Raw genomic sequence first — 19,461 nt, 5'->3', positions numbered from 1 at the left:
CTTTGAAGAATGAAATTTCATTATGCATTCCAGAAAATCGTAGACCTGAAAAGCAACGAGAAAACACAAGCCGAATGGATGCTGTCAAGTGCCATCGGAAAACTTCAGGCGGAAGAGAATAGTCTGAATGAGCTGTATGCGATGCGGGATCAAATGTATCACGCTCAACAAGAAGCAGCATCGCGCTGCGTACCTGTAGCTGAAATTCGAAATATTCAGGTTTATGCAGAGCATCTGGAAGAATGCATTGAGCGGAAACGGGATGATATACGGCTCGCTCATGTCAATGTAACGAAGAAACAGAAGGTGTTATCCGACAAGATGCTTGATGAGAAAGTGTGGCTGAAGGCAAGAGACAAATCCCAAGAAAAGTTCCGGCATGAAAGTCTCCTTCGGGAACAAAACGAGCTGGACGAAATGGCGACGGTACGTTTTGCGATCAAAGCCCGTTAAGGTCTGCAAATACCGCTGGGTAATGACCGCGAAGGAGGAATGAGAGTGTCACGAAAAGATATGCCGCTTGACAAAGAAGAATCAAGTGGAGGATTTGAACGGATATTATTGATTTTAGTGCCAGCTATATTCACAATCGTCCTGCTGGGGGCTCTTGCGGTATTTTTCAGAGCCGATGTCCGGGATGGACTCATTGATGTAGCTAACAAAATTCCAATTGTGAAGAATTGGGTTCCTGATCCGGTACTTACTCCGGAAGAACAGAAACTTAAGGAAGCGAAGCAGCAGGAAGAAAGTGCGGAAGCAACGATTGTAGAGCTTAAGAAGCAGCTTGCTGAACGCGAAGAGACATTAAATGAAGTAACCGAGCAAAAAGCAACACAGGAAAACAAGGTAAAAGAGCTGGAAACCCAGATTGATTCAATGCAAAGCACGGCGGCTAGCGGCGAGGCGCCAGAGGAAGATGCGTACACGATGCAGATTCGCGAGTTGTCCAAGCTTTACGCCGATATGAGCCCGAGCAAAGCGGCACCGATCATGCAGAACTTAACGCTGGAAGAAATGGTGCTGATGCTCAGCCAGATGAAGAGCAGCAACCGGGTCGCTATTCTTCAAAAGATGGATCCAAAAACAGCAGCGGATGCAACCATGATGCTCAAAGACGCGGAGACATCCGAGGATATGGCCATTGCGGCTCTGCAATCCAGGGTCAAGAAGAATGAAACGGAAGCTGCGCAGAAGAAGACATCCGATAATCTGGACAAAAACCAGTTGAATCAGACGTTTGCCGGAATGACACCTGCCAATGCTGCCGAGCTGTTGATGCAAACGTACAAGATCAGCCCCGCCAAGACAATGACCATTCTGAATACGGTGGATGATGCTACACGTTCACAAATTTTAAATGCAATGTCTTCAAAAGACGCGGAGCTGGCAGCTAAGATATTGAATCGCCTGATGGGCTCTAAATAAGCTCTGAAATGAATCTCCATCCTTGGGAAAGGAGGTGAAATAAGACGATGACAATCATGGTACAGAACATGTCTACATCCGTAAGCAGCTCTTCTGGCAGCGGGAAGGCAAGTGCGGCTGGCCAAGCGGCAGCGGGCGTTTCCTTCGATTCAACCCTGGCTTACCAGATGAACAGCAGTGGTAACAGCGCTTCGACCGCTTCAACTGAAGTTGCTGCAAAGCTGGAATCCCTGCTCGCGAATTATTCATCGGAAACGGATGAATCGCTGGAAGGCTTGATGGAACTGCTTCAAGGCCTGCTTCAGGAGCTTGACTCCATGGACCAGGCATTAAACGAGGATCCTTCCTTGCTCCAGGAGCTTCAGAACTGGCTGACACAAGCTAATCAGTTGTTAAGCGGAGCTGCTTCTCAAGCACAAGGAAACACGGATGGAAATGAAATGTCCCCATTGGCTTCCAGTCCGGATACGATTCGATTTGTTGTACAGGATACGATTAGCCAGCTGGCATCCATGCTCTCTAAATCCGGCAAGCTGGATTTGAACACCGAGGTAGCCGTAAAACAGCTGGTCCAATCCTTCCATAGTCTACTGGGTCAAGGAACGGGAACGGCAGAGAGCAAGGCCAACGGGAATTTTAACAGCATTTTAAACCAGAAGCAGCCGGATGCGATTTTACCTAATGCATCCACGAACACAGCCGGTCAGTCGACTTTGTCCCAAACGACAGGGTCAGCTAATGCCAATTGGGCTTCCTTGACAACCAAGGCCAGCTCTGACGGCGCAGCAACGGAGTTCGTTATGACCGAAGGAGATTCACTGTTGGAGCAAGGACCGGTTACTGCGGGTCAACTAGCCCTGCGTTCCGGAACACAAGTTGCAGTGAAACCTGCGGCACCGCCGGTGCCTGTAGAGCATTTCTCGAGCGAAATGACCTCCTTCATCATTAATAAGATGGAAATCGTGAAGCAAACCGGGTTCACGGAAGCAAGGATCTCCTTGAATCCAGAGCATCTGGGACAAGTCGATATTAAGCTTACGATGCAGAACGGGCAATTGATTGCACAGTTCATGACCAAGTCAACGGATGCGAAAGAGCTGATTGACCAGCAAATGGCACAGCTTCGGAGCGCATTGCTGGCACAGGGACTTCAGGTAGAAAAAATAGAAGTCACACAGAGCAGCCAGCCTTCGACGTCGAATCTTTATCAGGACGGCCGCCAGCCTGGATCAGGACAGCAGCAGTCGCAGCATCGCTCGAAGGAGAAGGACGGGCCTTCCGATGATGCCGTATTAGCAGCAAACCTGACGGAAGAACTGAACGAATGGATAGCAGAGCATCAAGCGGAAGTAGAAGGCGTGCAAACTGGAACATTTACCGCTAAAGCCTAACAGTGAGGAGGTGAGCTTGGATGGCAACAGAGCCGGTATCTACTAAAAATATGTGGCCTAACTACGCCAAAGGGAATGTCAGTAACAAAAACGGAAATGGTCAGGAGCTTGGAAAAGATCAGTTCTTGAGCATTTTGATTACACAGCTGCGGCATCAGGACCCGCTTCAACCGATGCAGGACCGGGAGTTTATCGCCCAAATGGCCCAGTTTACTTCCCTGGAGCAATTGATGAATATCAATACGCAATTGACCGCAATGAGCCAGTCTTTGGGCGCAGCTTCAAGTTTGATCGGCAAACAGATCAGCTGGATGTTTAAACCGGAGGATGGATCGGAGAATACGGTCATGAAGAGCGGTATCGTTGATTCGATCATTGTTCGTGACGGCATTCATTATGCGAAGATCGGGGAAAGCGAAGTAGCCCTTGATCAGATTTTGAAAATCGAGAACGCTCCAGCCGGGAATGATCCGGAAATGCCGAATCCAGGTCCATCGGAACCGGGAACAAGCAATCCTGATCCGACAGAACCTGAAGCCGAGTCACCCGCACAAGATGAGATTGAGTCCGGGGGGACAACGCCATGAGCGACCGTATGATGATTGGACAGCTATATCCTGGGAAGATACATCCCGCCGCGCTTCATAATGATCGAAAGCAAGTGCAGGCTCAGTCCAGTCCACCAGCGGGTACGTTTCAGGAGCTGCTGAATGAGAATCTTCTTAAAATCAGTAACCATGCTGCCAAGAGGCTTGAGCAGCGCGGAATTGAATTAAAAGGAGATCAGCTCGAACAGATCCAGAGCGCAGTGGAAAAAGCTGCAGCCAAGGGGAGCAAGGAATCACTCATCCTCATGAAGGATATGGCACTTATTGTAAATATTCCGAATCGGACCGTGGTCACTGCGATGGATGGTAAGGCGATGAAGGATAATGTGTTCACGAAAATCGATAGCGCGGTCATTATTTCATAAATAAATCTGGCTGGCCCGTAGAGGAAGCCAGGCGGCCGCTGATCGACAGAGGCGGTCCACAACAGAAGGAGGAAAATCGATGTTAAGATCCATGTATTCCGGCATTTCCGGAATGAGAGGTTTCCAAACCAAGCTTGATGTCATTGGTAATAACATTGCCAACGTAAACACGGTTGGGTTTAAAGCGGGACGTGTAATGTTTAAAGATATCCTTAGCCAAACGATGTCCGGTGTTACACCGGGAACCGACGATCCATCCGGTGGTGTAAATGCGAAGCAGATCGGTCTTGGTGTGTCGATCGGATCGATCGATACCATGCATACGCCAGGCAGTGCCATGACAACCCATAACCCGACGGACCTGAGAATTGACGGAGACGGATTTTTCATGGTGAAGCTTAGCGAGGATCAAGAAGTACCTTTCTTGACTCGTGCAGGCGACTTCCATGTCGATGTAGCGCGTAACCTGGTTACTTCAGACGGAATGCTCGTTCTCGATTCAGCGGGTGATCCTATTCAGCTGGGTGATGACGTTACGGCATTCACGATTGCTCAGAATGGCGCTATTATACAGAAGCTGAGTGACGGGACTACTGAAGCGGGAGCTATTATCGGCGTTGCAAAAATTCCGAATCCGGAAGGTCTGGAGAAAATCGGAGGCAATATGTATCGCGTGACCCTGAATGCAGTACCTGATGGCGATGTGGCTGCCGTTATGTTTGAAGGGAACGACGCTGAAGAAGGAACGGGTGCGATTATTGCCGGCCAGCTTGAAATGTCAAACGTTGATCTGACAAGCGAATTCTCAGAAATGATTGTCGCTCAGCGTGGTTTCCAAGCCAACTCCCGGATTATTACAACCTCGGATGAAGTGCTTCAAGAGGTTGTCAATCTGAAACGATAAGGATGGGTAGGGAGGGGCAACCCCCTCCCTAATTAAACAAGGAGGCTGTCCATGATATCGGTAACGAGGTTAAACGGTTCGCAGTTGTGGCTTAACGCTCTGTTGATAGAAATGGTTGAGGAGACTCCGGACACCTACATTACATTAATTAATGGAAAGCGAATGATTGTGCTTGAAAGTGCAAATGAAATCATCTCTTCCATTAAAGCGTACCATCACGAGGTAGGCATTCACCAAGCCACCATTAAAGTGCAGCAATTGGAGGAACCTTCATGAAAAAGATGCTCCCCTGGTTAATTACGATTCTGTTGTCCATCACGTTGATTGTTCTGGCGATATTCTTGTTGTCGAACAAGCTGGTTGGAGATAACGAAAAGGATACTGCCTCCGGGAACGGATCTGCCCTGTCGAAAATGTCGGCTGATGAGATCGTGAAGATGACATCGGAAATTACCGGCATCAAGACAAATATCGCTGATCCTGGATATATTGCTCAGATGGCCTTTGCTTTTCAGCTGAGTGACAAGAAAGCAAAGGAAGAATTCGACAAAATCAAGGAAATCAAGATCAAACCGATTATTATCAAGACGTTAGTCGACACGAAACCCGAATTGCTTAACGATTCCAAGGGACGAGAGCAGTTTATCGCTAAGCTGCAGAATCTGATCAATAAGTCGTTAACATCCGGGCGCTTAATTCAAATCGAAATGACAGATGTAATGATCGTTGAAATCTAATCGGTTCGTCGGACAACCTGTAAGGGGGTGAGTAGATGGTTGATGTTTTATCGCAGAATGAGATCGATGCCTTATTGGCCGCTCTCTCATCAGGGGAAATGGATGCTGAAGAACTGAAAAAAGAGGAAACACAGAAGAAGATTCGCTCTTATGACTTTAAGAGGGCTCTCCGGTTTTCGAAGGATCATATTCGAAGTTTGACCCGGATTCACGAGAATTTTGCACGATATTTAACAACCTACTTCTCGGCGCAGTTACGTACTTTTGTGCAAATCAATGTGGTACAGGTTGAACAGCTACCATATGATGAATTTATCCGTTCTATACCTAAAATGACAGTTCTTAATATATTTGAGGCAGAACCTCTGGTAGGCCGCATGGTGCTCGAAGTACATCCGAACATTGCCTACGCGATGTTGGACCGCTTGCTGGGAGGAACGGGAATTGCTCCGTCTTCGATCAGCTCGATGACCGAGATCGAAACGATTATTATGGAGCGGATATTCAGCCGGGCATTTGACAGCCTGCAAGAAGCATGGAAAACGGTGCTGGACATATCGCCGCGTCTTGAAGCGCTGGAAACGAACCCGCAGTTTATGCAGATCGTTTCTCCGAACGAAACCATTGCACTGATATCGCTTAGTACCAAAATCGGCGACACCACAGGAATGATTAATCTGTGTATTCCGCATGTTGTACTGGAGCCGATTATGTCGAAGTTATCCGCGCACCAATGGTTCATCTCGGAGAAAAAGGCGAGTGTGCCGGAGGAAGTGGATGCTCTCAAACAGCGTGTAAGCAAAGCCCAGCTTTCCATTGTTGCCGAGCTTGGCGTGTCACAGCTGACGGTATCCGAATTTTTGGGTCTGAGTGTCGGAGATGTCATTTCATTGAACAAACCGATGCATGATGGACTATCCATAAAGGTTGGCGACAAATTAAAGTATATTGGCAGTCCCGGAACGATAAAAGATCGGGTTGCTGTACAAATCGATGAAATTGTCATCGAAGGAGCTGAAGAATTTGACGAGTAAAGATTATTTATCCCAGGAAGAAATCGACGCTTTGTTAAAACAGTCGGAAATGGCATCACCAGCATCAATTCCTTCGGCGGCGACTGTCGATGATGTATTAACACCTCTAGAGCAGGATGCACTGGGTGAGATAGGCAATATTACCTTCGGCAGTGCTGCAACGGCTCTGTCCACCCTGCTGGGCAAAAAAGTAGATATCACGACACCTAAAGTGTCGATCATTAAACGAAGCCAGTTCGAAGAAGAATTTCCGAAGCCACATGTAGCAGTACATGTTACTTATGTAGATGGATTCGAAGGGATTAATTCCCTTGTCATTAAAACACGCGATGCTCAAGTCATTGCAGACCTGATGCTAGGTGGGGAAGGAAACCCCGTGGAAGAGGAACTGAACGAAATTCATATCAGTGCCGTTCAGGAAGCCATGAACCAGATGATGGGGTCTTCCGCAACGAGCATGTCGACGATTTTCAACCGGTTTGTCAATATATCTCCACCGGGCATTGACATTCTGGATATGGCGAATGGGGAAGGAGTAAATAACCTTCCGCAGGATGAAACACTGATTAAGATTTCATTCCGATTAATTATCGGTGAACTTATTGATTCAACCATCATGCAGCTGCTTCCCGTTAATTTTTCCAAGGACATGGTCCATATGCTCATCAACGGAACAGAAGAGCCTCAGCCTGCGAAGCAAGAAGCCGCACCAACAGTGGAAGCACCGGTTAACACGCAGGAACCGGCTCAATCACCAGTCGATCCAGGGTATGCGAATGAAACGGGGCACGGATATGATTATGGACAAGGCTACCAGCAGCCTGCACAAGGCCATGGAGGACCCATTCCGCAATCCATGCCGTATGGCCAGCCTCAGATGCCTTATCAAGGGCATCCACAGCAGTATGGCGGAATGCCAAATCGTAATGTAAATGTGCAGCCTGTGCAGTTCGCTAACCTGCAATCTGCACCGTACACCCAGGTGGATGAAAACAATCTGAACTTACTGATGGACATTCCCCTTAAAGTCACCGTAGAATTAGGAAGGACTCAAAAGCAAATTAAGGATATCTTGGAAATGTCGCAAGGTTCGATTATCGAGCTGGACAAGCTGGCCGGTGAGCCTGTAGACATCCTTGTCAATCATAAATTGATTGCCAAAGGTGAGGTCGTCGTTATCGATGAGAACTTTGGTGTGCGTGTGACGGATATCGTAAGCCAATGGGACCGGATTCAAAAATTACAATAGCACAAACATTTTAGGGAGGATTTTTATCAATGGCTAACCGAATTCTGATTGTGGACGACGCTGCATTTATGAGAATGATGATCCGTGACATATTGGTCAAGAACGGATTCGAGGTTGTGGGGGAAGCACAGGACGGTGCACAAGCAATCGAGAAATTTAAAGAACTCCGTCCAGATCTGATCACGATGGATATTACGATGCCTGAAATGGATGGTATCGCGGCACTTAAAGAAATTAAAAAAGTTGATGCGAACGCAAAAGTGATTATGTGCTCCGCCATGGGTCAGCAGGCAATGGTGATTGATGCGATTCAGGCAGGAGCGAAAGACTTTATCGTTAAACCGTTCCAATCGGATAGAGTAATTGAAGCCATCAATAAGACGCTTGGCGTATAAGGATATCTCTTATGATGATGGCAGCTTCTGATGGATTAAGCTCTAGTAGTACTACCGGGTATTATTTACAGTTGTTTTATGTCTTTATCGTTCTTGCCATCATCGTTGCGTTGATCGTGTTCCTGATTCGCTTTCTGAGCAAAAAGAATCAGAGCTGGATGCAGGGCCGTTCTATTCGCACATTGGGTGCGGTTGGGATGGGCCCTAACAAATCCCTTCAGATCGTTGAGATTGGGGGCAGCATCTATGTGATCGGAGTTGGCGAAGACGTCCGGTTGGTGGACAAAATTTCTGATCCAGCAGAGGTTGCTCTTATCCTAGCAGCATTTGAACAGGATTCTGGAATACATAATGGGGCGCTGCCGCCTTTTATTTCGAAACTGGCGGCAAAACTCCGTAAAGAAAAACCACCGGAAGAAATTGAATTGGACGATACATCTTCATTCCATGAAGTGTTTGAATCCAAGCTGCGCAGCGTACCGAACCGGAAAGAAAAGGTCGAAGAATTGCTGCGGGAGGATCATAAGGATTCATGAATAAAAAGATCTCTTACGCTATCGCGATTTTCATATTGTTTGGATTTTTGTTTTCTCATACGGCATTTGCGGATCCCATTCCGAACATCGATATTCAAATCGGCAATGAAGGAGACACGCCGGGGACAAGCTCCTTGTCTTTGATACTCCTGATCACGATTCTTAGTATTGCACCAGCAATTCTGGTTCTGATGACAAGTTTCACACGGATTGTGATCGTGCTTGGTTTTGTCCGTACTTCACTCGGAACCATGCAAACCCCGCCGAACCAGGTGTTGATCGGCCTGGCACTCTTCCTTACCTTATTTGTTATGGCACCGACGTTGTCATCCATAAATGACGTTGCGCTGCAGCCATATCTCAAAGGTGAGATTAGCCAGACGGAGGCACTGGATAAGGCTCAGGATCCAATGAAGAAGTTTATGTTCTCCCATACACGGGAAAAGGATCTTCTCTTGTTTATGAATTACACAGGTGCGGAGAAGCCCGAAACCTACGAGGATATCCCATTAACGGTTTTGGTACCGGCATTTGCCATTAGTGAGCTGAAGACAGGCTTTCAAATGGGCTTTATGATATTTATCCCTTTTTTGGTCATCGATATCGTTGTTGCCAGCGTGCTGATGGCGATGGGGATGATGATGCTGCCGCCGGTCATGATCTCGCTGCCATTCAAGATTTTGCTCTTTGTTCTGGTAGACGGCTGGTATCTGGTGGTTAAATCCATGCTGATGAGCTTTAACCCATAGCAATAAGCGGCAAGTAATTCGAATACAGGGGGACTAAGCCGTGAGCTCTGAATTTATTATCGGTCTGGCAGGACAAGCGGTCTATATTGTGCTCCAGGTGAGCGCACCGATGATGGTTCTCGCACTTGTTGTCGGACTTATCATCAGTATTTTTCAAGCAACAACGCAAATCCAGGAACAGACGCTGGCTTTTGTGCCGAAAATTGTTATCGTTCTCGTATCATTATTGCTGTTTGGTCCTTGGATATTAACGACGTTAGTGGATTTTACCCACGGTATTTTGGACAATCTCTACAAATATATCGGATAGGCTGAGTGTCCATGGAATGGTTGCAGCAAAGTTTACCTGTTTTTATGCTTATTTTTTGTCGAATAACATCTTTTTTTGTAATTTCGCCTGTGTTTACTTCTCGGAGTGTTCCTACTTCGTACAAGATAGCCCTTTCGGCTATCATCGCCCTGATCGTCTATTTTTCATTCGGGCTTGGCGAAGTGGTTCCGCAGGATCTGTCCTACGTCATATTGATTGTCCAGGAAGTATTGGTGGGACTGCTTCTTGGTTTTACTGCTTATCTAATTATGGCCGTTGTTCAGACAGCTGGGGCATTAATTGATATTCAGATCGGATTCAGTATGGCGAATGTCATTGATCCATTCACAGGTGCCTCAACACCTTTGATCGGTAACTTCAAGTACTATCTGGCTTTATTGGTGTTCTTAAGCATGAACGGCCACCATTATCTGCTCGACGCCATCATGTACAGTTATGACTGGATTCCGATTACAGGCGATGTGTTTGGAAAGATTCATGACGGCAATGTAACGGATTTTCTCGTTCGAACGTTCTCGCACTCTTTTGTGCTGGCACTTCAAATGGCAGCTCCGCTGGTAGCAGCCCTGTTCCTGACCGATGTAGGACTTGGCTTTCTGGCAAGAACGGCTCCGCAGTTCAATGTTTTTGTTATCGGCATCATTATCAAAATCATCGTTGGACTCGTGCTGTTGATGCTGCTCATGCCCATGCTTGTATCACTGTTTGATCATCTGTTTGCCAAAATGTTTGAAGCGCTCCGGCAGCTGCTCGGTGTTGTTGGCGACGGGCCGACATAAGGAGGATGGAGATGAAGCGGATGTCATACCGGTATCCGGTCGACTTACAATTGTTCGCTGGCGAAAAGACGGAGAAAGCGACACCGAAGAAACGTCAGGATACGCGTAAGAAAGGCCAAGTTGCCAAGAGCATGGAGGTATCGGGTGCATCGGTTTTGCTTGCGGCTTTTTTTTGCCTGTTAATCTTCGGCGGTTATATGAGAGACCATACCGTTCGATTATTCACCGATGTCTATATTAATCGGCTCTCCATGGACGTTACAAAAGACAATGTGATGCAGCTGTTTGGAGAATATGGCATTCAAATCTTGCTTCTGCTGGCTCCATTATTTATTTCGATTTTTGTGATTGCGCTGATCTCCAATTATTTGCAAGTCGGATTTATGTTGACCGGTGAGCCTCTGAAAATGAAGTTTGAAAAATTAGACCCAATCAAAGGCTTCAAAAACATATTCTCCATGCGTTCTTTGGTTGAATTTTTGAAGTCGGTCATTAAATTGACCATCATCGGTTATCTGGTTTACAGCACCTTATGGGCTGCCAGAGAGGGATTATCCTCCTTGTCAACCATGGGTCCCGATGCCATATTTCATTTCGTTGCGGATATCACCATGTCTCTGGGATTTAAGATTGCGATTGGCCTCATAATCCTGGCCGTTCTGGATTACATGTACCAAAGGTATGATTATGAAAAAAACATTCGAATGTCCAAGCAAGATATTAAAGATGAGTACAAAAAAATGGAAGGCGATCCGCTCATTAAAGGAAAGATCAGGGAGCGCCAGCGTCGGATGGCACTTCAGCGGATGATGCAGGAAGTTCCGAATGCCGACGTTATCATCACGAACCCGACCCACTTTGCAGTGGCTATCAAGTATGACGGTTCCATGATGGAAGCTCCGCAGATCATTGCGAAGGGCCAGGATTTCATGGCCTTGCGGATTAAAGAGATAGCGAAGGAACACGGAATTATAACGATGGAAAATAAGCCGCTGGCACGAGCTTTGTACCAACGGTCGGAAATCGGGGATTCGATTCCGGGAGACCTGTTCCAGGCCGTAGCTGAAGTGCTGGCCTATGTATATAAACTAAAAGGTAAAGCGAAATAACTAGGGACCGGAGGCGTCAGTGCAGTGAAAATAAAAGATCTATCTGTCCTTGCGGGTGTCATTGGCATCGTACTCATGATGATTCTTCCGATCCCGATATGGCTGCTCGATGTACTGCTTATCATCAATATTTCGCTGGCGCTTATTATTTTGCTGGTGGCCATGAATACCAAGGAAGCACTGGACTTTTCGATTTTTCCTTCCTTATTGCTCATCACGACACTCTTCCGAGTAGCGCTGAACATTTCGACAACCAAGCTGATTCTGTCGGAAGCAAATGCAGGGGAAGTTGTTGCCACATTCGGTAAATGGATAGCAAACGGCGAAATCGCGATTGGATTTATCGTCTTCCTGATCCTCGTAGTTGTACAGTTCATCGTCATTACCAAAGGTTCGGAGCGGGTGGCTGAGGTTGCGGCAAGGTTTACACTCGATGCGATGCCAGGTAAACAGATGAGCATTGACGCGGATCTGAATGCAGGTTTAATCAATGAGCAGCAAGCCAGGGAGCGAAGAAGTAAAATCGAGCGCGAGGCGGATTTCTACGGAGCCATGGATGGTGCGAGCAAATTCGTCAAAGGTGATGCGATTGCAACGATTGTCATCATGCTGATCAACCTGATTGGTGGCTTTATCATCGGGATCTCGATTCACGGCATGTCCTTCGGTGATGCGATGAGTACTTACTCGATCCTGACGATTGGGGATGGACTGGTCAGTCAGATTCCGGCTCTTCTCATTTCGACTGCAGCCGGTCTGATTGTAACAAGAGCATCATCGGAAGGGAATTTGGCCGAGGATCTCACAGGACAGCTCTTCTCCTATCCACATCTGCTATATATCGTAGCGGGAACCGTGATGTTTCTGGGGCTCTTCACTCCGATTCATCTGATTACAACCGCTCCGATCGCCATTATATTGTTTATTGCAGCCAGAACGATGCAAAACAATCTGGACCGCAAGCAGGTCGAAGTGGAGCAACTTGAGGAGGAACAGCAGATCGAAGAAGTTCGAAGTCCGGAAAGTGTGATCAACCTGCTTCAGGTCGATCCGATCGAATTCGAATTCGGTTATGGATTGATCCCGCTCGCCGATGCGCAGCAGGGCGGGGATTTACTGGATCGAATCATTATGATTCGGAGACAATGCGCACTGGAGCTGGGTCTTGTGGTGCCGGTTATCCGAATTCGCGACAATATTCAACTAAAACCGAACGAATATGTCATAAAAATAAAAGGGAATGCTGTCGGCGGCGGTGAATTATTATTAAATCACTATCTCGCGATGAGTCCTGGATACGAAGACGATTCTGTGACGGGAATCGAAACAACGGAACCGGCATTTGGACTGCCTGCACTCTGGATAGACGAGGCCGTGAAAGAACGGGCGGATCTCGCTGGCTACACCGTAGTGGATCCACCTTCCGTTGTTGCAACACACCTTACCGAATTGATTAAGAGACATGCCCATGAGCTGATTGGACGCCAGGAAACCAAGGCGCTGGTGGACAACATCCGAGAAAGCTATCCGGTGCTTGTGGACGAGCTCATTCCTTCCGTTCTGACGATTGGGGAAGTGCAGAAAGTATTGGCGAAACTCCTTCGCGAGAAAATTTCAATCCGGGACATGGTCACAATTCTCGAAACCCTTGCGGATTACGGTCATTATTCCAAAGATCCTGATGTTCTGACTGAATATGTAAGGCAGGCCCTCTCGCGGCAGATTACCCAGCAGTACGCTCAGGAAGGCGAGGCCATGCGGGTCATTACGGTTGGACCTCAGCTGGAGAAGAAGATTGCCGAAAGCGTTCAGCAAAGCGACCAGGGGAGTTATCTCGCGATGGACCCGGTATCAACGCAGAGCGTATTTCAGAAGCTCAGTGAACAGGTGAACCGGATCATCCAGATGGGACAGCAGCCTGTGCTGCTTACATCTCCAGCCATAAGGATGTATTTGCGTCAGGTCATTGAACGCAGCATGCAGGATATCCCGGTATTGTCCTACAGTGAGCTCGAGCCAAACGTCGAAATTCAAAGTGTCGGAGTGGTGAACTTATGAGAGTAAAAAGGTATATCGTCGACACGATGCCTGAGGCGATGCAGCATATTCGCACTGATTTGGGTGCGGATGCCGTCATACTGAGCACCAAAGAGACAAAAGTAGGCGGATTCCTGGGAATGTTTACCCGAAAGAAAATTGAGGTTATCGCTGCGGTAGAGCAGGCGGAGAAATCCAAAGGCTCTGCCCCGGCCGAATACAAAATGAAGCATTCTCTACCGACAGCAGCTGTACCTAAGGCCTATCAGCGAACAGCCGAAATTTCGAGATCCGGTTCGCAGACTGAATCTCTTCAGGTGAACAATACGACCGTAGATTCCGTTGTATCACAACAGGCTGACTCTAATCGTTTCGCCGAATTGCTAAGCCAAGCTGCGGCTTCACAGGAAATTGCCGCTCAGCCAAAGAGCGAGGACAGTTTGGGGCAGCAGCTGACAGCTGCACCGGTGAGCGTTCGAAACGAAGATACGGTGATAATCGCTGACTCTGTTCAGAGCACTGATTCATCCCGCCCAGAGCAGAAGGAATCCTTAAGCTCCCGCCTCGGTATAAGCGAATCGGAGCAAAGAGTCCTTGAGGAGCTTAAGGAAATGAAAGAATGGATTGCGAGATTGTCGAGGCAAAATCTCGAGGCGCAGCATCTCCCGGAACCTCTGCATTCCTTACGCGATCTGCTGCTGAAGCAGGATCTCTCGGCCAAGCTGACGGAAGAGTGGCTTATGGCTGCAGAAGAGGCATGGACAGCGAACCATATGCAGTTAAGTGATGCCGAGCTCCAGGATGTGATCTACAAGCAGGCGGCGGCGTTCATTGAGGGACGCATCGGCGGCGGCGTGCAGCCTGAGACCAGGATTGTATACATTGCCGGCCCGACCGGTGTTGGCAAGACTACAACGATTGCGAAGATTGCAGCGGAGCAGCTGTTTCGTCATCAGCGCAAGGTTGGCTTCATTACTTCGGATACGTATCGAATCTCTGCCGTTGAACAGCTCCGAACTTACGCATCGATTCTTAATGTGCCGATGGAAGTTGTGCAATCTCCCGGGGACATGCAGCGTGCGCTTCAGAAGCTGCAGGACTGCGATTTGATATTAATGGATACAGCCGGCCGTAACTATCGGAATGAATTACTCGTCTCGGAGCTTCAGAGCCTGTTCTCCCATTCCGATCAAAGTGAAACCTATCTTGTTCTCAGCTTGACCTCCAAGAGCAGCGATATGATTGAAATTGCGGATCATTTCAACAAATATGCACTGGATAAGGTGATCTTCACGAAGATGGATGAAACCGGAAGTTATGGTTCCATGTTTAATCTCATCGATGCTCATGACCTTCGATTGTCCTATATGACCAATGGTCAAAACGTACCGGACGATCTGCTTATGGCCGACAGTGAACGATTATGCAATCTCCTGCTGGGAGAGATTCGTACATGACGGATCAGGCTCATTCGCTTAGACAGCTCGTTTCGGCCCAGCAGCCGGGGGACAGCTCCAAGGTACCATCAACAAGAACCGCCAAGATTATTACGGTCAGCAGTGGTAAAGGCGGGGTAGGAAAATCCAATTTCACGTTGAATTTCGCTCTGACTTTGCAATCCATGGGCAAAAAAGTATTGGTGTTTGATGCCGATATCGGGATGGCGAATATCGATGTTCTGATGGGTGTCAGCTCGCGGTATAGTCTGTATCATCTCATACGCCGGGAGAAGAGCATCGAGGAAGTGATTCAGTACGGTCCGAACAAACTTCCTTACATAGCGGGCGGATCCGGTCTTGCGGACATGCTCTCGCTGTCCGAAGAGGAAATGGATTATTTTATTTCCCAGATTGAGCGTATTTCATCAGAGATGGATTACATCATCTTTGATACCGGAGCCGGATTGTCGAAGGAAAATATGAAATTTATAACCTCGGCGGATCAATGCCTCGTCGTAACAACGCCGGAACCTACTTCAATCACCGATGCTTACGCGCTGATCAAGGTGGTGCACGGAACGGAATCCAAGGTTCCGTTCAGCCTGATAGTCAATCGGGCGGGGGATGAGATTGAGGCTCGTGAAGCAGCGGGCAAAATCATTTTGACTGCCCAGCGATTTCTGGATCTGGATATCAAGCTGCTTGGTTCGATAGCAGACGACACGCATGTTGTGCAGGCTGTTAAGCGGCAGATCCCTTTTACAGCAGCATATCCACGATGCAACGCCTCCAGTGATATCAGGCGCATCGCACTTCGTTACATGACCGCTCCTGCTGCCACGGAGCCTGAAGCTCCGAAGGGAATCAAAGGATTTATGCATCGTTGGCTCAAACGTACGAAATGATTCTTATTTGGAATAATGGAAACTGAGGTGGACATCTATGAAGCCCTTTCGTGTGCTGGTGGTGGACGATTCCGCATTTATGAGGAGAATCTTCTCCGATTTCATCGAACGAGACCCATCCTTTCAGGTTGTCGGAACAGCCGACAATGGGCGGGATGCCGTTGAGAAAGTAAAGGCATTGGATCCGGATGTCATCACGCTGGATGTAGAAATGCCGGAAATGAACGGGCTTGATGCTTTGAGGCTGATTATGGAGACAGGTCCTCGTCCGGTAATCATGCTATCCGGCATTAATGAGCAAGGCATGAGGGAAACCATTCTTGCCCTTGAGGCGGGTGCATTTGATTTTATACGAAAGCCTTCCATTTCTAATGCGCTTGACATTGAACAGGTGCGTTCAGAATTAATGAAGCAACTGAATGCGGCGATGCAGGCAAAACAGCGGAGGGCATTGTGGGAAGAAGAAGAGCAGAGACGACAGGGTGCGGACATATCGGTTCCTCTTTCGCCAAAGCCTTCTGACAAAACGCTGAATAAGAAGCCGCAGATGAAGGAAACGAGACGAACGATCGGCGGAGCCGAGGAGCGCGTTAAGCTTGCGGAGCTGCCCCGAACCCGGGTTCCTCGCCCTGAGGAGGATAAACTGGCACGTGCGGAGGCATCGGATGCTTCCAAACCGAGACGCAAAAAGGTTGATCGTAAACCTGTGGCGGACAGTTCTTCAGCAGCACTGCCGGAACACGAGATTCACCCACCGCGCGAAGTGAAGCTTCAGCCGTCCAACGAACTGACGGATCTGGTTGCGGTTGGCTGCTCAACGGGCGGTCCGAGGGCATTAAAAGCATTTCTCGAGCAAATTCCCGGTGACTTCTGCGCTCCGATTGTCATCGTTCAACATATGCCGCCGAATTTTACCAAGTCGCTTGCGCAGCGTCTGAATTCATTCAGTCCGCTGGAGGTGATGGAAGCAGAACAAGGCATGGTACTGGAACCCGGCAAAGCCTATATTGCCCCGGGTGGCAGCCACATGAGGGTGTTTCGCTCGGAAAGCGGTGCGTTCCAGATCAGGGTAAGTCAGGATGAAACCCGCAATGGTCATCGTCCATCCGTTGATGTGTTGTTCGAATCTCTGCTGCCGCTCACCATGGTTAAGCGTCATGCGGTGCTGATGACCGGTATGGGGAGCGATGGAGCGAGAATGATGAAGAAACTGTACGATACGGGGGTGAATTCCACCTTTGCAGAGAGTGAGCAAACCTGTGTCGTATACGGTATGCCGAGATCGGCTGTTGAGCTTGGATGCGTAAACCATGTACTGCCACTCCATGATATTGCACCTAGATTGGTTCGAGCTGTAAATAACGGAAAGTGAACTTGAGGAGGAGGTGTCTCTCAATGGACATGAATCAATATTTGACAATGTTTATTGATGAGTCAAATGATCATCTGCAATCATTAAATGAAAACATGCTTCAATTAGAAAGTAACCCGGACGATATCGGGATCGTACAGATTATTTTCCGATCAGCGCATACGTTGAAGGGCATGGCGGCAACGATGGGATACGAAGATCTGGCTTCCCTCACCCATCAGATGGAAAATGTGCTGGATCTTGTCCGGAACGAAAAGTTGAAAATGCAGGATTTTATCTTTGACACGCTCTTCAAAAGCTTGGACGCCCTGGAATCGATGGTGCAGGATATTACAGAAGGCGGAGACGGCAAGGCGGACGTATCCGCTATTGTGGCTTCCTTGCAATCGATTGTACGTGGAGAAGGAGCATTGCCTAACGGTGGAATTGCTGATGAGAGCCATTCCGCAGCAGCTGTGCAGGGGATTGAATTGGATGAGTTTCAATTTTCCGTTCTCGATCAGTCGATTTCAGAAGGACATAAGGTTCTCTATATACAAGTGACATTGCGAGAGGATTGCCAGCTCAAGGCGGTTCGGGCCTATATGGTATTCGAAACGCTTGAAAGATCCGGGGAAATCGTTAAGACCTATCCGGATGTTCAAGAGATTGAACAGGGTGAATTCGATCGCGTATTTTCGTTGTATTACATAACGCAAAGAGATACAGAAGAAATTGAAAGCCAGATTCTGGGCGTTTCAGAGATTGAGATAACCTCCGTTGTTGCGCTGGATCATGAAACCTTGCAGCAGATGGTTCAGGAAAGTGCCGCTACAGCGGAAGCTGTTAAATCCGTAGATGCGGAGACGGCTCCAGCGGCAACAAAGCTAGCGGAAACCAAGAGTGCCCCGTCTCCGGCCAAAGAGTCCAAGGCATCCGCCCGAAATGCTGGGGGGGGCAACCCGTCCAGAACGATAAGGGTTGATATCGAGCGGCTGGACGTATTAATGAACCTGTTCAGCGAACTCCTTATCGACCGGGTGCGGCTGGAACAGCTGGCCATCGAATCGAAGAATCAGGAGTTGACGGATACGGTTGAGCATATGAGCCGAGTCAGCAGCGACTTGCAGAATATCGTTCTGAAACTTCGCATGGTACCCGTAGATACGGTGTTCAACCGTTTTCCAAGGATGGTTCGCGACCTTGCCAAAACATTGGATAAGAAGATTGACCTGATTATTACGGGAGCCGACACGGAGCTGGATCGAACGGTCATTGATGAAATCGGAGATCCACTGGTTCATTTGCTGCGCAACTCGGCTGACCATGGTGTCGAACCTGTAGCAGACCGCATCGCGGCGGGCAAGCCGGAAACCGGTACCGTTCATCTGCGAGCATTCCATAGCGGCAACAATGTCTTCATCGAGATCGAGGATGATGGTCGCGGAATCTATCGGGAGAACATTCTGAAGAACGCGCTGAAAAAAGGGGTTGTCACCGAAGCCGAAGCTGCGTCCATGTCGGATGATGAGGTCAATCAGCTGCTGTTCGCACCAGGATTCAGTACGGCTGAGAAAATATCCGATGTATCCGGCCGAGGGGTAGGATTGGATGTCGTTAAATCCAAAATCGTTGCCTTGGGCGGAAACGTCACAATCTATTCGACCCCAGGAAAAGGCACTAATTTTTCCGTGCAGCTTCCATTAACGCTGTCGATCATCGCCGCCATGCTGATTCGGATGGGATCCGAAAAATATGCGATTCCGTTATCCTCAATAGTTGAAACGGCCATTATCAAACGAGGGCAGATCAAGCAAGTACACGGCAGCCGGATGATCCAGTTCCGCGAATCGCTGATTCCGGTCATCTCGCTCAGCCGATTGTTTGAAGTTCCGGATTTTGATGAAGTGCTGGAAGAAGAAACTGAAATTGTGGTGATTCGCAAAGGAGACCGACTGGCAGCACTCACCATTGATGACTTTATCGGTCAGAGCGAAATCGTCATTAAAAATCTGGGCAAATATCTTCCCGCCATTCAAGGGATATCCGGCGCAACCATCCTTGGAGATGGACAAGTCGCGCTCATCATTGATGCAAATGCATTTATCAAATAACGG

The 19,461-nt window shown here is 48.2% G+C and carries 21 protein-coding genes; all 21 read left to right on the top strand.

Features of this window, described 5'->3' with window-relative positions; all coding sequences use genetic code 11:
- Window positions 1–9 precede the first annotated feature (9 nt).
- The 21 genes from fliJ (at window position 10) to PGL02S_RS03560 (ending at window position 19,458) form a co-directional block, all read left to right on the top strand.
- A complete protein-coding gene (gene fliJ, locus PGL02S_RS03660) occupies window positions 10–453 on the top strand; it encodes a flagellar export protein FliJ (protein WP_006211326.1) in 444 nt (147 codons plus the stop codon).
- A gap of 39 nt (window positions 454–492) precedes the next feature.
- Window positions 493–1,425: a MotE family protein gene (locus PGL02S_RS03655; protein ID WP_036642064.1), complete on the top strand. Its 933-nt coding sequence runs from the start codon at window positions 493–495 to the stop codon at window positions 1,423–1,425.
- A gap of 47 nt (window positions 1,426–1,472) precedes the next feature.
- Complete coding sequence (locus PGL02S_RS03650) at window positions 1,473–2,816, top strand: flagellar hook-length control protein FliK (RefSeq protein ID WP_036642065.1); 1,344 nt, start codon at window positions 1,473–1,475, stop codon at window positions 2,814–2,816.
- A 20-nt stretch (window positions 2,817–2,836) separates the two neighbouring features.
- Window positions 2,837–3,403, top strand: a complete 567-nt coding sequence (locus PGL02S_RS03645) for a flagellar hook capping FlgD N-terminal domain-containing protein (protein ID WP_006211323.1) — start codon at window positions 2,837–2,839, stop codon at window positions 3,401–3,403.
- Entirely contained in the window at window positions 3,400–3,789 is a 390-nt protein-coding gene (locus PGL02S_RS03640) for a TIGR02530 family flagellar biosynthesis protein (protein WP_006211322.1), read from the top strand. The genes PGL02S_RS03645 and PGL02S_RS03640 overlap by 4 nt, the downstream gene beginning before the upstream one ends.
- 79 nt (window positions 3,790–3,868) lie before the next feature.
- Complete coding sequence (locus PGL02S_RS03635) at window positions 3,869–4,693, top strand: flagellar hook-basal body complex protein (RefSeq protein WP_006211321.1); 825 nt, start codon at window positions 3,869–3,871, stop codon at window positions 4,691–4,693.
- A 51-nt stretch (window positions 4,694–4,744) separates the two neighbouring features.
- Window positions 4,745–4,969: a flagellar FlbD family protein gene (locus PGL02S_RS03630; RefSeq protein ID WP_006211320.1), complete on the top strand. Its 225-nt coding sequence runs from the start codon at window positions 4,745–4,747 to the stop codon at window positions 4,967–4,969.
- Window positions 4,966–5,430 carry a flagellar basal body-associated FliL family protein gene (locus tag PGL02S_RS03625; RefSeq protein ID WP_006211319.1) on the top strand — a complete coding sequence of 155 codons (465 nt, stop codon included), beginning with the start codon at window positions 4,966–4,968 and terminating at the stop codon, window positions 5,428–5,430. The genes PGL02S_RS03630 and PGL02S_RS03625 overlap by 4 nt, the downstream gene beginning before the upstream one ends.
- Window positions 5,431–5,465: 35 nt before the next feature.
- Window positions 5,466–6,464 carry a flagellar motor switch protein FliM gene (fliM, locus tag PGL02S_RS03620; RefSeq protein WP_036642066.1) on the top strand — a complete coding sequence of 333 codons (999 nt, stop codon included), beginning with the start codon at window positions 5,466–5,468 and terminating at the stop codon, window positions 6,462–6,464.
- On the top strand, window positions 6,454–7,713 hold the full coding sequence (gene fliY, locus PGL02S_RS03615; protein ID WP_036642067.1) for a flagellar motor switch phosphatase FliY: 1,260 nt from the start codon (window positions 6,454–6,456) through the stop codon (window positions 7,711–7,713). Before fliM ends, fliY begins: the two co-directional genes overlap by 11 nt.
- Before the next feature lie 29 nt (window positions 7,714–7,742).
- Complete coding sequence (locus PGL02S_RS03610; protein WP_006211317.1) at window positions 7,743–8,108, top strand: response regulator; 366 nt, start codon at window positions 7,743–7,745, stop codon at window positions 8,106–8,108.
- An 11-nt stretch (window positions 8,109–8,119) separates the two neighbouring features.
- On the top strand, window positions 8,120–8,644 hold the full coding sequence (locus PGL02S_RS03605; protein WP_006211316.1) for a FliO/MopB family protein: 525 nt from the start codon (window positions 8,120–8,122) through the stop codon (window positions 8,642–8,644).
- Entirely contained in the window at window positions 8,641–9,393 is a 753-nt protein-coding gene (gene fliP / locus PGL02S_RS03600) for a flagellar type III secretion system pore protein FliP (RefSeq protein WP_036642068.1), read from the top strand. Before PGL02S_RS03605 ends, fliP begins: the two co-directional genes overlap by 4 nt.
- Window positions 9,394–9,433: 40 nt before the next feature.
- The gene (gene fliQ, locus PGL02S_RS03595) at window positions 9,434–9,703 is read left to right on the top strand and encodes a flagellar biosynthesis protein FliQ (RefSeq protein WP_006211314.1); all 270 of its coding nucleotides are present in this window, start codon (window positions 9,434–9,436) and stop codon (window positions 9,701–9,703) included.
- Window positions 9,704–9,714: 11 nt separating this feature from the next.
- Window positions 9,715–10,503, top strand: coding sequence for a flagellar biosynthetic protein FliR (fliR, locus tag PGL02S_RS03590; protein ID WP_006211313.1), 789 nt, complete (start codon window positions 9,715–9,717; stop codon window positions 10,501–10,503).
- 20 nt (window positions 10,504–10,523) lie between these two features.
- Complete coding sequence (flhB, locus tag PGL02S_RS03585) at window positions 10,524–11,612, top strand: flagellar biosynthesis protein FlhB (RefSeq protein ID WP_036642441.1); 1,089 nt, start codon at window positions 10,524–10,526, stop codon at window positions 11,610–11,612.
- A 24-nt stretch (window positions 11,613–11,636) separates the two neighbouring features.
- Window positions 11,637–13,670 carry a flagellar biosynthesis protein FlhA gene (gene flhA, locus PGL02S_RS03580; protein ID WP_036642070.1) on the top strand — a complete coding sequence of 678 codons (2,034 nt, stop codon included), beginning with the start codon at window positions 11,637–11,639 and terminating at the stop codon, window positions 13,668–13,670.
- The gene (flhF, locus tag PGL02S_RS03575; protein ID WP_036642072.1) at window positions 13,667–15,106 is read left to right on the top strand and encodes a flagellar biosynthesis protein FlhF; all 1,440 of its coding nucleotides are present in this window, start codon (window positions 13,667–13,669) and stop codon (window positions 15,104–15,106) included. Before flhA ends, flhF begins: the two co-directional genes overlap by 4 nt.
- Window positions 15,103–15,993 (top strand): MinD/ParA family protein, encoded by an 891-nt coding sequence (locus PGL02S_RS03570; protein ID WP_036642074.1) that lies wholly within the window; start codon window positions 15,103–15,105, stop codon window positions 15,991–15,993. The genes flhF and PGL02S_RS03570 overlap by 4 nt, the downstream gene beginning before the upstream one ends.
- A 37-nt stretch (window positions 15,994–16,030) precedes the next feature.
- The gene (locus PGL02S_RS03565) at window positions 16,031–17,365 is read left to right on the top strand and encodes a protein-glutamate methylesterase/protein-glutamine glutaminase (RefSeq protein ID WP_036642076.1); all 1,335 of its coding nucleotides are present in this window, start codon (window positions 16,031–16,033) and stop codon (window positions 17,363–17,365) included.
- Between the two features lie 23 nt (window positions 17,366–17,388).
- On the top strand, window positions 17,389–19,458 hold the full coding sequence (locus PGL02S_RS03560; RefSeq protein ID WP_036642077.1) for a chemotaxis protein CheA: 2,070 nt from the start codon (window positions 17,389–17,391) through the stop codon (window positions 19,456–19,458).
- Window positions 19,459–19,461 lie beyond the last annotated feature (3 nt).

Source organism: Paenibacillus glucanolyticus NBRC 15330, from assembly GCF_004000885.1.
Taxonomy (GTDB): domain Bacteria; phylum Bacillota; class Bacilli; order Paenibacillales; family Paenibacillaceae; genus Paenibacillus_AQ; species Paenibacillus_AQ glucanolyticus.
Note: the sequence above shows the minus strand (reverse complement) of the source record. Positions and strands in the feature narration are given on the sequence as shown.